Source organism: Mameliella sp. CS4, from assembly GCF_019392335.1.
In the GTDB taxonomy this organism is placed as follows: Bacteria; Pseudomonadota; Alphaproteobacteria; order Rhodobacterales; family Rhodobacteraceae; genus Antarctobacter.
The window spans coordinates 41,702-54,232 of record NZ_JAHXRQ010000012.1 but is presented as its reverse complement, the minus strand read 5'-3'; the positions used below and the strand labels follow the sequence as shown (position 1 = coordinate 54,232).

Annotated in this window: 11 protein-coding genes; 8 read left to right on the top strand and 3 right to left on the bottom strand. The window is 65.3% G+C overall.

Going from position 1 to position 12,531, the window contains the following annotated elements; all coding sequences use genetic code 11:
- Positions 1 to 61: 61 nt before the first annotated feature.
- From KZZ07_RS15205 to KZZ07_RS15195, 3 genes are all read left to right on the top strand, one after another.
- Positions 62 to 1,561, top strand: coding sequence for a CoA-acylating methylmalonate-semialdehyde dehydrogenase (locus KZZ07_RS15205; protein ID WP_219515399.1), 1,500 nt, complete (start codon positions 62 to 64; stop codon positions 1,559 to 1,561).
- Between the two features lie 259 nt (positions 1,562 to 1,820).
- A complete protein-coding gene (locus KZZ07_RS15200) occupies positions 1,821 to 2,258 on the top strand; it encodes a hypothetical protein (protein WP_219515397.1) in 438 nt (145 codons plus the stop codon).
- 69 nt (positions 2,259 to 2,327) lie between these two features.
- Positions 2,328 to 3,455, top strand: coding sequence for a carboxylate-amine ligase (locus KZZ07_RS15195; RefSeq protein WP_219515395.1), 1,128 nt, complete (start codon positions 2,328 to 2,330; stop codon positions 3,453 to 3,455).
- 7 nt (positions 3,456 to 3,462) lie between these two features.
- Here the strand turns inward: KZZ07_RS15195 and KZZ07_RS15190 are convergent, their stop codons facing one another.
- The 3 genes from KZZ07_RS15190 to KZZ07_RS15180 form a co-directional block, all read right to left on the bottom strand.
- Positions 3,463 to 4,623, bottom strand: coding sequence for a hypothetical protein (locus tag KZZ07_RS15190; protein ID WP_219515392.1), 1,161 nt, complete (start codon positions 4,621 to 4,623; stop codon positions 3,463 to 3,465).
- 177 nt (positions 4,624 to 4,800) lie between these two features.
- Positions 4,801 to 6,231 carry an NCS1 family nucleobase:cation symporter-1 gene (locus KZZ07_RS15185; RefSeq protein ID WP_219515390.1) on the bottom strand — a complete coding sequence of 477 codons (1,431 nt, stop codon included), beginning with the start codon at positions 6,229 to 6,231 and terminating at the stop codon, positions 4,801 to 4,803.
- A gap of 241 nt (positions 6,232 to 6,472) precedes the next feature.
- Positions 6,473 to 7,099 (bottom strand): NADPH-dependent FMN reductase, encoded by a 627-nt coding sequence (locus KZZ07_RS15180; protein WP_370631183.1) that lies wholly within the window; start codon positions 7,097 to 7,099, stop codon positions 6,473 to 6,475.
- A 222-nt stretch (positions 7,100 to 7,321) separates the two neighbouring features.
- On the opposite strand from KZZ07_RS15180, the gene KZZ07_RS15175 reads away from it, so the two are divergent.
- The 5 genes from KZZ07_RS15175 (at position 7,322) to KZZ07_RS15155 (ending at position 12,460) form a co-directional block, all read left to right on the top strand.
- Positions 7,322 to 8,458, top strand: a complete 1,137-nt coding sequence (locus KZZ07_RS15175; RefSeq protein ID WP_219515388.1) for a glycosyltransferase — start codon at positions 7,322 to 7,324, stop codon at positions 8,456 to 8,458.
- Positions 8,459 to 8,602: 144 nt separating this feature from the next.
- Positions 8,603 to 9,742 carry an acyl-CoA dehydrogenase family protein gene (locus KZZ07_RS15170; protein ID WP_219515387.1) on the top strand — a complete coding sequence of 380 codons (1,140 nt, stop codon included), beginning with the start codon at positions 8,603 to 8,605 and terminating at the stop codon, positions 9,740 to 9,742.
- Between the two features lie 97 nt (positions 9,743 to 9,839).
- Positions 9,840 to 11,750 (top strand): 3-hydroxyisobutyrate dehydrogenase, encoded by a 1,911-nt coding sequence (gene mmsB / locus KZZ07_RS15165; protein ID WP_219515386.1) that lies wholly within the window; start codon positions 9,840 to 9,842, stop codon positions 11,748 to 11,750.
- Between the two features lie 73 nt (positions 11,751 to 11,823).
- The gene (locus KZZ07_RS15160; protein ID WP_219515385.1) at positions 11,824 to 12,027 is read left to right on the top strand and encodes a YgaP family membrane protein; all 204 of its coding nucleotides are present in this window, start codon (positions 11,824 to 11,826) and stop codon (positions 12,025 to 12,027) included.
- Between the two features lie 106 nt (positions 12,028 to 12,133).
- Complete coding sequence (locus KZZ07_RS15155; protein WP_219515383.1) at positions 12,134 to 12,460, top strand: excinuclease ABC subunit A; 327 nt, start codon at positions 12,134 to 12,136, stop codon at positions 12,458 to 12,460.
- The last annotated feature ends 71 nt before the right edge of the window (positions 12,461 to 12,531 follow it).

The window sequence follows — 12,531 nt, the reverse complement described above, 5'->3', positions numbered from 1 at the left end:
TGTCTGTTCAGCGCATTTTTGCAAGGATACAGTCCGCGCCAAGGGAACAAGGAGGATTCCGATGACCGAACTCACCAACTGGATCAACGGCTGCCACGTCAAGAGCGGTTCGGGCCGCTTTTCGGACGTCTACAACCCCGCCACCGGCGAGGTGCAGGCCAAGACCCCGCTGTCCACCGTGGACGAGCTGAACGAGGCCGTCGCCAAGGCCAAGGAAGCCCAGAAGGCCTGGGGCGCCACCAACCCGCAACGCCGCGCCCGCGTGATGATGAAGTTCGGGGCCCTCATCGAAGAGCACATGGACGAACTGGCCGAAATGCTGTCCCGCGAGCACGGCAAGACCCTGCCCGACGCGCGCGGCGACGTGCAGCGCGGCCTTGAGGTGGTCGAGGTCTGCATGGGCGCGCCCAACATGCTGAAGGGTGAGTTCACCGACGATGGCGGCCCGGGGATCGACCTGTATTCCATGCGCCAGCCGCTGGGCGTGGTCGCGGGCATCACGCCCTTCAACTTCCCCGCCATGATCCCGCTGTGGAAGATGGCCCCGGCGCTGGCCTGCGGCAACGCCATGATCCTCAAACCGTCCGAGCGCGTGCCCTCCACCGCGCTGCGCCTGGCCGAACTGATCCAGCAGGCGGGCCTGCCTGACGGTGTCCTGCAGGTCGTGAACGGCGACAAGGAAGTGGTCGACGCGATCCTCGACAACGAGGACATCGCCGGTGTGGGCTTTGTCGGCTCGACGCCCATCGCCCAGTACATCTACGGTCGTGCCGCCAACAACGGCAAGCGCGCCCAGTGCTTTGGCGGCGCCAAGAACCACATGATCATCATGCCCGACGCGGATCTCGACAAGGCCGCCGACGCGCTGGTGGGCGCGGGCTACGGCGCGGCGGGCGAACGCTGCATGGCGATCTCGGTTGCGGTCCCGGTCGGCAAGGAAACCGCCGACGGGCTGATCGAACGCCTTGTTCCCCGCATCGAAAAGCTCAAGGTCGGTCCCTACACCTCCGAGGACGAGGTCGACTATGGCCCGGTCATCACCGCGCAGGCCAAGTCGCGCATCGAGGGCCTGATCGACAGCGGCGTGAACCAGGGCGCCAAGCTGGTCATCGACGGTCGCGGCTTTGAAATGCAGGGCTACGAGAACGGCTTTTTCGTCGGCCCGTCGCTCTTTGACAACGTCACACCAGAGATGGACATCTACAAGGAAGAGATCTTTGGCCCGGTGCTCAGCCAGGTGCGCGCCGACAGCTACGAAGACGCGCTGAACCTCGTGATCGACAACCCCTATGGCAACGGCACCGCGATCTACACCGCCGACGGCGACACCGCGCGCGACTTTGCCCACCGGGTGAATGTCGGCATGGTCGGCATCAACTTCCCGATCCCGGTGCCGCTGAGCTACCACACCTTCGGCGGCTGGAAGAAATCGGCCTTCGGCGACCTGAACCAGTACGGCCCCGATGCCTTCCGCTTCTACACCAAGACCAAGACCGTCACGGCGCGCTGGTTCTCGGGCATCAAGGAAGGCGGCGAGTTCAACTTCAAGGCGATGGACTGATTGCCGAACTGACTGTCCTGCGAGGCGCGCCTATTTGTTGCGCGCCTCGCACACGGCAACAACACCAAAATTATAAAGCATGCACGAGTTGTTGACAGGTCTCCCGGCGCCATGTCACGTTCAACTGCAAGGATAGTGTTCAGTAACCCTCTGGGCTGAAATGAACTCTTTCAAGACCCGGGGGCGCCCTGCTCTCGTATCAGAGGCCGGACCCGGAACAGGTCACCAGCCTGAAACCGTATGTGCCGGAACAGTCATTATGCCGATTTCCTATTCGATTCATCCGGACCGCGGCCTTGTCCATTTCCGAATGAGCGGCACGATCGACGTTCCCCAGACCCTTGCTTCCTTTTCCGGCTACGTCCGGAACCCGCTGTTCGACCCGTCGTACGTGATGCTGACCGATGCCCAGGACGTGGGCGCGGTTGATGCGGATTTCCTCGGCATCGTCGGTGGAGTGCAGCGCGCGATGACCTTCCTGCGCAGCTTTCCCGATGAGGCCAGCAGCATCATCTACGCCCCGCGCGACCTGACCTTCGGCATGGCCCGGATCCTGCAGCAGGTGGTCGAACCGGTCTCGACCTTGCGGTTCCAGATCCTGCGGGACGAAGGTGAGGCACTGGCCCTCGCCGGGCAGCCGGAAACGAATTTCAATGCGCTCGAACTGGCCTTGTGGCCCAACCTGGCAACGGGCTGATCCGCGCGCATTGCCCCCTTTCCTTTGACCCGGTGCTCTGCTTTTCTTCGACAAAACCCGGGGGGAGCCATGACCGAGCCACCGTTCAGCATCGGCATCGAAGAAGAATACCTGCTGGTCGACCGCGAGACCTGCGCGCTGGTCGAAGCCCCGGACGGGCTGATGGAGGCCTGTGCCGCCGAGCTTGAAGGCCAGGTCAGCCCCGAGTTCCTGCAATGCCAGATCGAGATCGGCACCCGCCCCTGCCCCGGCGTGGCCGAGGCCCGCGAGGACCTGCGCCGCCTGCGCGAGGCCGTGTCCCGCCACGCGGCCAGCTACGGATTGTCGCCCATCGCCGCCTCCTGCCATCCGCTGGCGGACTGGAAGAACCAGCACCACACCGACAAGGAGCGTTACAACGCGCTGGACCGTGACCTGGGCGGCGTGGTGCGGCGAATGCTGATCTGCGGGATGCACGTGCATGTGGGGCTGGAGGACAATCCGCTGCGCGCCGACCTGCTGGCGCAGACCAGCTATTTCCTGCCGCACCTGCTCGCGCTCTCGGCCTCTTCCCCGTTCTGGCAGGGCGAGGATACCAAGCTGGCCAGCTACCGCATCTCCGTCTTCGACAACCTGCCCCGTACGGGCCTGCCGCCGCAGTTCGACAGCTGGCAGGACTATCACCGCTCGACCGAGGTGCTGATCGAGACCGGCGTGATCGAGGATCGCAGCCGCATCTGGTGGGACCTGCGTCCTTCGTCCAATTTCCCCACGCTCGAGGCGCGCATCATGGACGTGCAGCCGCGCATGGAACATGCGCTGACGCTGGCGGCGCTGGTGCAATGTCTGATGCGGATGCTTTGGCGGCTGCGGGTGCGCAACCAGCGCTGGCGCCTGTATGATCGCTTCCTGATCGGCGAAAACCGCTGGCGCGCGCAGCGCTACGGCGTCTCCGAGGGGCTGATCGACTTCGGCGCGGCGCAGGTGGTGCCCTTCCCGCAACTGGTCGATGAACTGATGGAACTGCTGCAGGAAGACGCGGCCGCGCTGAAATGCCTGACCGAGGTGTCCCGCGCGCGGGAGATCGCCGCCGAGGGCACCTCGGCCGACCGTCAGCGCGCCGCGCTGGCCAAAGCGCGGGACGCGGGCGCCGACCACGAGGGCCAGATGCGCGCCGTCGTGCACCACCTGATCGAGGAATTTCACGCCGACCTGTGAGGTCGGGTCAGGTCACGCGCAGGGTTTCCACCACCGCATCCACGGCGCTCTGCACCTCGTGCTGGTCCAGCCGCGCGATGCCCATGAACTGTATGTGCATGTCGCCGCGCGCCAGCCAGATCTGACGCACTGCCACCGGGGCGGCGACCTGACCAAACATCTGCAGGTTGGCCCCTTTCGGCATCTGCCGGACGACCGAGAACCCGCGAAAGGGCCCGACCTGCACATCCGGGTTTGACTGCAGCAGTTTCAGGTTGAACCGCCGCGCCCAGGGATCGTTCAGGACCTCTTCGTAGCTTTGCTGGATCGGACCGTCGAGGATCTTCATCCCGACCCCGGCGTCCGGTCCGCCCCGCGCCATCATCAGGTTCCAGTCGCCGCCGCTGCCCAGCGTCCGCTCCGCTCCCGGTCGGATGATCCGTCTCAGCAGCGTGACCCCGAAAACGACCAGCGGCCCGTCGTAATCCTGACGCACGGTGATGGGCCAGCCTGCGGGGACATCCACGGTCAACCCGGTGGCGGGATGGCGCACCCGTTCACTGCCGTCTTCGGCCTGGCCATCCGCCTCCGCGGGGCCCTCTCCCTGCTCCCGCGCCAGATAGTCCGTCGCCGCTGCCTCGGCCCGGCGCGAAAACCCGTCGCGCCAGTCCTGCAGCAGACGCAACAGCGCATCGGGGTCTTCGACGCCGTGAAACCCGGGATGACGGGCCTCGACCGACGAGGAATTTCCCTCGTCCCCGACCCCCAGCAGTCGCCAGCACACGGCGCCGCGCCGTTTATAGATGGTGCGGATCTCCTCTGGCCTGGCCGACCTGTAGACGTCCTTGTCCCGGATGCTCAGCAGGCGCCTGTCGGTGATCGCATAGACCCTGACCCGCCGCCGCCTGATCCGGGGGACGACAAAGGCCACCAGCCCGACCCCGACAAGCGCCAGCCCAGGCACGAAGCGCGGCTGCCCTTCCAGCGACAGACCGGTCGCGCGGTCGAAAAGCCCGGTCAGGATCGCAAGACCAAGGCCCCCGGTCAGAAGACCGCCAAGCGTCGACCCGCCAGAGCCGAATGCCGCCGGGTCCGGCCGCATCTGCCAGAGGACCCGCTCTCCGGGTTCCAGGAACCGTTCCAGACGCGGATCGACCTCCGTCGGGTCCAGTGGCGTCAGGTCGTACATCGCGGCCTCCTTCGAACAGGACCCGCCCACCTAGGCATAACCCGCAAGGGTGACGCAAGTTCACGACATCAAGCCCCCCCGCCAACGCAAAAGCGCCAGGCCGAAGCCTGGCGCCGTGCACGGGCAGAGGAGCGTCCCGTGCAGGCCGCGGCCCGAGCAGGACCCGCGACCGAAGGATCAGAGAGCGACCTTGCCCTTGGCGCGGACCAGGTAGATCACACCGCCCAGAACCGCCCCGATGATCCAGGCATAGCCGGCAAGTTCGTTCAGGCCCGGAACCCAGACCGTCGCCACCGAAAAGACCGCCGCCACGCAGAAAGCCACCAGCGCGTGTTCGTTCCAGCCATTACCATAGTGGTAGATGCCACCCCGCTCGTTATAGAGGTCGTCGCGCTTCAGCGCTTCTTTGCGCAGCATGTAGTAATCCACGATCATGATCCCGTAGAGCGGCGCCAGCGTCGCGCCCAGCGTGTTGACGAAGCCCGAGATGCCGAACTGGCTGATGAAGCTGGTCCAGAGCCCGCCGATCACGAGGGCAAAACCCGAGGTGATGAGCCCCGCCTTGCGAAAGCTGATTTTCGACGGCGACAGGTTGGCGATGCCGTTCACCGCCGGGATGAAGTTGGCGACCAGGTTGATGCCCACCGTCGCGGCAAAGAAGGTGATGGCCGCAATGATCCCCAGCACGACGCTGTCGGTACGATCGACGATCTCGGTCGGGTTGATGATCTTCTCGCCATAGACCACGGCCGCGCCCGCGGTCGTCAGCAGGGCCAGCGCCGAGAACAGGATCATGTTGAAGGGCAGACCGGCGAGATTGCCACGCACCATCGCCTTCTTGTCGCGGGCATAGCGTGAGAAATCGCTGAAGTTGATCATCACGGCGGCGAAATAGGCCACCATCGTGCCAAAGATCGCCACCGCGCCCTTGAACTCGGTCGCCCAGGTGCCCTCGGGGTTGGCAAAGATCGTCTGCGCCTCGGACAAGAGCTTGCCGTCGGCGGCGACCCACAGATAGATCACCAGCCCGATCATCACGGCATAGACGAAAGGCCCGGCAAAGTTCAGGAAGCCTTCGACCCAGTCCATGCCGTGCCAGAAGATCACGATATGAAAGGCCCAGACCAGCACGAAAGACAGCCAGTCGATCTCTGTCAGGCCCAGGTAGGCGGTGCCACCACTGATCCCGGTGACCGACTTGATCAACAGGGCCAGCGCCGTCGAGGCGAAATAGACCTGCACCCCGTACCAGAACACCGCCACCGTCGCGCGCAGGACAGCGGGCAGTTTGGCCCCCTGGGTGCCCATGCTGGCGCGCGCAAAGACCGGATACGGCACCCCGTAACGTTCGCCCGCCGCGCCCGAGAGGTTCACCAGGAACATCACGAAAAGCCCCGCCACGATCAGCGAGGCAAAGGCCGTCCAGCCGCTGACCCCAAACGAGATGAACAGTGACGCCACAAGGGAATAGCCGAACAGCGACTGGATGTCGTTTGCCCAGACGTTGAAGATCGCGAACCAGCCCCAGGTCTTTTCCTGTTCGGTGACCGGGCGCAGCGCGTCCTGCGCCACCTCGCCGTTGTCGGCCTCTGCTGCAATTGCGTGCATCTTTCCTCTCCCTTTGTCCCGGCCCAAAGCGTTCGACGCCCCCGGCCCTCCCATCCTCACTGATCTGCCAGCTGGCATGAATTCTGAAATGTTAGTTAATAGATTACGCACTGGGTATAATGAAAACCAAACAGGACTTTTCGGATTTTCCGAAGGATCGGATGCGGGGCCAGCCCTTCGCGGTTCCGGGTGCAGGCCGGGGACAGCCGCCACACAGGCCTCTAACGGCTGAGCCGGGCCCTTACTGTCCGCAGAACTCTGCGAACCGACGCAGAAAATCGTCGATTTCCTGCCGCCTCTCGGGCAGCGCAAATTGCTGTTCTATCTCGGCAGGGGATTTCTTCATCAGCTCAAAGCGCAGGAACAGATCATTCGAAAACCGCGTGCTGACCGTGGACAGGACAGTGCGCAGCTGCGCAAGCATATCGTCGCCGCGATGCGCGCCGTGCATCAGGGCGATCGGCTTGTCGATGATTTCATCGCGCGAAACCAGCCAGTCTATCGCGTTCTTCAGGCCGCCCGGGATTGCCCTGACATATTCGGGGCTGGCAATGATGAGCCCGTCGCTTGTTCGGATCAGGTCGATGAAGATCCGAACGGGGTCGGGCAACGGGTCTGTCTCCAGATCGGGAGAGAAGACCGGCAAATCGCCAATCCGGTCGAACACGGATATCCTGTGCTCCGGGCGCGCAATGTCCGACACGGCATGCAGCATCGCCGTGTTGGTCGAGAGCGTTCGGGCACTGCCTGAGATCGCAAGAAACTCCATGAGCTTCGGATACAGTGCGTTGCCCTCCCCTTCAACGACCGCAATGTCGGCCCGGCTGCCCGCCATGATGTGCCAGGGAGCGCCTTTTTGCGCGCTCACCTATTCGAACTCGGTCCCGCCCCGCGTACCACACCGACGGGTCTGCGATCCGACCGCCCGCAGGGTCCGACCCCCTTGCGCCGCGACAGCCGGCCCATCTCCCTCGATGCCTCAGCCGGTTGACCAAATGCCCGTCCCGCCGCACGGTTGGCCGCGACAGGACGATCCTCTTGGCACCGCGCCCTGCCCGCGTTACGAGGCCGCAGCAGCGTGGAGAGCCCCATGAAAACCGCCATCGCCACCTCCGACTACTTCGTGATGGGCGAGACCTTCATCAATCGCCACATCGCCCACCTGTTCGGAGGCGACACCTGCGTGGTCTGCGGGCGGTTCAACGGCGAAGACCCGCTGGGCAAACCGCTTTTCACCCGCCGCGCGCCACTGACCCCGATGGACAGGCTGCGCGCACCCTTTGCCGCCGCCACCGGCGCGCTGCTGCACGGCACCTCGCGCCTGCCCTTCGGCGACAATCGTCGCCGTCTCGCCGGGTTCCTGCAAGACCAGGGCGTGCAGGTGATCCTTGCCGAATTCGGCACCCAGGCGCTGGTCATGGCCAAGCTGGGCAACGACCTTGGCATTCCCGTCTTCACCTACTGGCGCGGCACGGATGCGTCCAAGATGCTGCGCTCGGCGCAACGCGTGCGCTCGTACAAGCTGATGATGCCGCGCCTGGCCGGCATGTTCTCGGTCTCGCAATTCCTGCTCGATAACCTGGCCCGCCACGGCATCCGCCACGGGAACGCGCATGTGGTTCCCTCCGGCGTGGACATCCGCCGCTTTACCCCGGCGGAAAAGCGCCCCGGCAGTTTCCTGGCCGTGGGCCGCATGGTGGCCAAGAAGGCCCCGCAGGTGACCCTGCGCGCCTTTGCCAGCGCCGCCGCCACCCGCGACGCGCATCTGACCTTCATCGGCGATGGCCCCCTGCTGGAAGAGTGCAAGGCGCTGGCCCAGACCCTTGGCGTGGGGGGCAAGGTGACATTCACCGGGGCCCTGCCCCATGATGCGGTCCGCCAGCACCTGCAAACCACCGAGGTCTTCCTGCAGCACTCCATCACCGCCCCGGACGGCAACACCGAGGGCCTGCCCACCGCCATCCAGGAGGCGCTGGCCTGCGGCTGTATCACCCTGTCGACGCGGCACGCGGGCATCCCCGAGGCGGTCGAGGACGGCGTGAACGGCCTTTTGGTGGACGAGTGGGACCAAACCGGCTTTGCCGACCGCATCGCGCGGATCCTCGACACGCCCGACCGGACAGAGATGACCCGGGCCGCACGGGCCACCGCCGAGGCCAGGTTCGACAACGATGTCGGCCTTGCCCGTGTCGAGGACGTGATCCGCAAGACTCTCGCCAACACCTGAGTTACCGCAAACAACCGCGCCCGGCTGGCGCAATCACTTTGCAGAAATGCAAAGCCGTCCTGCGCTGTGTATGGTTGCAATGCGCGGCCCTTCGGGCGACAATTTGAACATGCGTTCATTTCATCCCGGGGGAGGACGGCCGCAATGGATTTCGCGCTTTCAGAGGAACAGACCGCCATCTTCGACATGGCCCATGCTTTCGGGCAAGAGCGCATCGCGCCCTTCGCCCGCCAGTGGGAAGCCGAGGGGACCATCCCGAAAGAGCTCTGGCCCGAGATCGCGCAACTGGGCTTTGGCGGACTCTACGTCAGCGAAGAGTCCGGCGGCGCCGGTCTCACCCGCCTTGACGGCACGCTGATCTTCGAGGCGCTGAGCATGGCCTGCCCCTCGGTCGCCTCCTTCCTGTCGATCCACAACATGTGCGCCAAGATGATCGACAGCTTCGCCAGCGCAAAGTTCAAGGCCCGCGTCCTGCCGAAGGTCCTGACGATGGAAACGGTCCTCAGCTACTGCCTGACCGAGCCGGGCAGCGGTTCCGACGCCGCCGCGCTGCGCACCCGCGCGGAAAAGACCAACGAAGGCTACCGGCTGTCGGGGACAAAGGCCTTCATCTCGGGCGGCGGCTACTCGGACGCTTATGTCACCATGTGCCGCACCGGCGACACCGGGCCGAAAGGCATCTCCACGCTCTATATCGAGGACGGCAGCCCCGGCCTCAGCTTCGGCGCGCTCGAGGACAAGATGGGCTGGAAATCCTCCCCCACCGCCCAGGTCCAGTTCGACGACTGCCCCGTCCCGGCGGAAAACCTCATCGGCGAAGAAGGCCGCGGCTTTGCCTATGCGATGGCAGGCCTCGACGGCGGCCGCCTGAACATCTCGGCCAGCGCCCTTGGCGGCGCACAGACCGCGCTCGACCTGACGCTGCAGTACATGTCCGAGCGCCGCGCCTTCGGCAAGACCATCGACCAGTTCCAGGCCCTGCAGTTTCGCCTGGCCGAGTACGAGACGAAGCTCCAGGCCTCCCGCACCTTCCTGCGCCAGGCGGCATGGAAGCTCGATACCGGCGCCCCGGACGCCACGAAATTCTGCGCGATGGCCAAGCTCATGGTCACCGACAGCGCCTTCGAGGTCGCCAACGGCTGTCTGCAGATGTTTGGCGGCTACGGCTACCTGGCCGACTACGGTGTGGAAAAGATCGTCCGCGACCTGCGCGTGCACCAGATCCTCGAAGGCACCAACGAGATCATGCGCCTGATCGTCTCGCGCCAGATGCTGGCCAGCTAGGCGCCGCCGCCCTGTTTCTTTGGGCCGAAAATACCTCTCGGGGGAGCGCGAGGGGGCAGACAGCCCCCTCGCTCCCGCCCTCACAGCCAGGACCGACATGTCAGACATCCAGATCCGCACCGAAGGCCAGGCCGGCCGCATCACCCTGACCCGCCCCAAGGCATTGAACGCCCTGACCTGGGACATGTGCCTGGCAACGGAACAGGCGCTGGACGCCTGGGCCACCGATGACACCGTCAAGCTGATCATCATGGATGCGACAGGCGACCGCGCCTTCTGCGCCGGTGGCGACATCGCCGAGATGTACCGGACCGGCAAGGCGGGCGATCTCGACTATGGCCGCAGCTTCTGGCGCGATGAATACCGGATGAATGCCAAGCTGGCGGAATATCCGAAACCCATCGTCAGCTTCCTGCATGGCTTCGTCATGGGCGGCGGCGTCGGCATCGGCGGTCATTGCTCGCACCGGATCGTGGGAGAGTCGACGCAGATCTCCATGCCCGAATGCGGCATCGGCTTTGTCCCGGACGTCGGCGGCACCTATACGCTGGCGCGCGCCCCGGGCCGCCTGGGCGAATACCTCGGTCTCACCGCCGCCCGCATGGGTCCGGGCGATGCCATTCACGCGGGCTTTGCCGACCGCTTCCACCCCGAAGCGGTCTGGCCCGCCCTGAAACAGGCGCTGATCGACAGCGGCGACGTGGCCGCCCTGGGCGACGCCCCAAAGGCACCGGACAGCCCGCTGGCCGCGGCCCAGCCCGAGATCGACGCGCTGTTCGGCGGCGAGGCCCTGCGCGACGTGTTCAACACCCTCAAGGCCAGCGACAGCGACATGGCCCGCGACGCACTCAAACGCCTGTCCCGCAACTCGCCGCTCTCGATGGCGGTCACGCTGGAAATGATCCACCGGCTGCGCACGCCCAGCCTCGACATCCGCAAGGCGCTGGAGATGGAATACCGCGTCAGCCACCGGATCATGGCACAGGGGGACTTCCTCGAAGGCATCCGGGCGGCCATCATCGACAAGGACAAAACGCCGAACTGGCGCCACGCGCTCGACAGCGTGCCCCTCGTGGACGTATCGAAGATGCTGATGCCGCTCGGCAAGGACAAGCTGGATTTCAGGGAGAGGACCATGCAGATCGGATTCATCGGACTGGGCAACATGGGCGCGCCGATGGCCGCCAACCTTGCCAAGGCAGGCCATGCGGTCAAGGGCTTCGACGTGGCGGGCACGAGCGCCGAGGGCGTCACCTCCGTCGCCACGGCCCAGGAGGCTGCAGAGGGTGCAGACGTGGTCATCACCATGCTGCCCAACGGCTCGATCCTAAAGGCCGTCGCGACAGAGACCCTGCCGGTCATGGACAAGGGCGCCATCCACCTGGATTGCTCCACCGTCGACGTGGCCTCGGCCCGTGCGGCTGCGGAAATGGCCGCCGAACATGGTGTCGAGTCGCTGGACGCGCCGGTGTCCGGCGGTGTCGGCGGCGCGGCGGGTGGGACGCTGACCTTCATGGTCGGCGGGTCCGACGCGGCCTTTGCCCGTGCCCTGCCCCTGTTCGAGATCATGGGCCAGAAAGCGGTGCATTGCGGCGCCTCGGGCAATGGCCAGGCGGCCAAGATCTGCAACAACATGATCCTGGGCGTGACCATGATCGCCACCTGCGAGGCTTTCGCGTTGGCCGACAAGCTGGGCCTGTCGCGCGAGGCGATGTATGACGTGGTCTCGACCTCCTCGGGGCAAAGCTGGTCGATGACCACCTATTGCCCCGCCCCCGGCGTCGGCCCGACATCGCCCTCGGACAACGACTATCAGCCCGGTTTCGCCGCCGATCTGATGCTCAAGGACCTGCGCCTGAGCCAGCAGGCCGCCACCGAGGCCGATGCCGACACGCCGCTGGGCCAGGCCGCGATGGAACTGTACCGCCGCTTTGTCGAGGAAGAGGACGGCAAGGGGCGCGACTTCTCGGCCATGCTGCCCCGGTTCGAGACGCGCGGGCGCAGTTGATCCAAATCATACTCTCGAATCGTGATCCGAGTCATAGCTCACCCGGAAATGAACCTTTGTCTGGGGAAAAATTATGTTCGAGAAAAACATGGGGTCCGCCGATCGCGCCATCCGCGCTGTTGTCGGCATCCTGCTGGTGATCGCCTTCTTTGCATGGCTCAGCGGCACCTGGGCCTGGGTTGCCCTGATCGTCGGTGTGGTCATGCTGGCCACCGCCGCGATGGGGTCCTGCCCGCCCTACAGCCTGCTGGGCATCAAGACCTGCGCCCGCAAGTAACCGCGCGGTCCCGACGTCCCCGGCAAGGTTTCGCCGGGGGCATGACTTTTGTCGGAACCTGAAGGCTCCGGGGGGTATTTCCTCCGAAGACACAGGAGACCCGACCATGAAGACCCGCTCACTTGCCATCCTCGTCCTGGCCGCCATGCCGCTGGCCCTGCCCGCCACGGCCCAGCCGAAAGGCTGTCCGCCCGGACTGGCCAAGAAAGACCCGGCCTGCGTACCGCCCGGCCTGGCCAAGAAGGGCGTCAAGGCACCGGACCGCGACCGCTACTACATCACGGATGACTACGTCGTGCTTGGCGATCCGCTGCGCTATGGGCTGGACCCGGATCGCACCTATTACCGCCTGGGTGACGAGGTTGTCCGCGTGGATCGCGAGACCGGCGAAATCCTGAATTTCATCGGCTCCCTCGCTGCGCTGCTGGACTGATCATCCCGCCGTCCTGCGGCAGCCGAATACCAGGCCATTCGGAGCGGGGCGTGGCGTCAATAGCCATGCCC

What these genes read in the sequence shown, in the direction of transcription:
- KZZ07_RS15190 (WP_219515392.1), bottom strand. Translation starts at nt 4,623, where the DNA reads ATGTACGACCTGACGCCACTGGACCCGACGGAGGTCGATCCGCGTCTG.
- KZZ07_RS15205 (WP_219515399.1), top strand. Translation starts at nt 62, where the DNA reads ATGACCGAACTCACCAACTGGATCAACGGCTGCCACGTCAAGAGCGGT.
- KZZ07_RS15155 (WP_219515383.1), top strand. Translation starts at nt 12,134, where the DNA reads ATGAAGACCCGCTCACTTGCCATCCTCGTCCTGGCCGCCATGCCGCTG.
- KZZ07_RS15195 (WP_219515395.1), top strand. Translation starts at nt 2,328, where the DNA reads ATGACCGAGCCACCGTTCAGCATCGGCATCGAAGAAGAATACCTGCTG.
- KZZ07_RS15170 (WP_219515387.1), top strand. Translation starts at nt 8,603, where the DNA reads ATGGATTTCGCGCTTTCAGAGGAACAGACCGCCATCTTCGACATGGCC.
- KZZ07_RS15200 (WP_219515397.1), top strand. Translation starts at nt 1,821, where the DNA reads ATGCCGATTTCCTATTCGATTCATCCGGACCGCGGCCTTGTCCATTTC.
- KZZ07_RS15175 (WP_219515388.1), top strand. Translation starts at nt 7,322, where the DNA reads ATGAAAACCGCCATCGCCACCTCCGACTACTTCGTGATGGGCGAGACC.
- KZZ07_RS15160 (WP_219515385.1), top strand. Translation starts at nt 11,824, where the DNA reads ATGTTCGAGAAAAACATGGGGTCCGCCGATCGCGCCATCCGCGCTGTT.
- mmsB (WP_219515386.1), top strand. Translation starts at nt 9,840, where the DNA reads ATGTCAGACATCCAGATCCGCACCGAAGGCCAGGCCGGCCGCATCACC.
- KZZ07_RS15185 (WP_219515390.1), bottom strand. Translation starts at nt 6,231, where the DNA reads ATGCACGCAATTGCAGCAGAGGCCGACAACGGCGAGGTGGCGCAGGAC.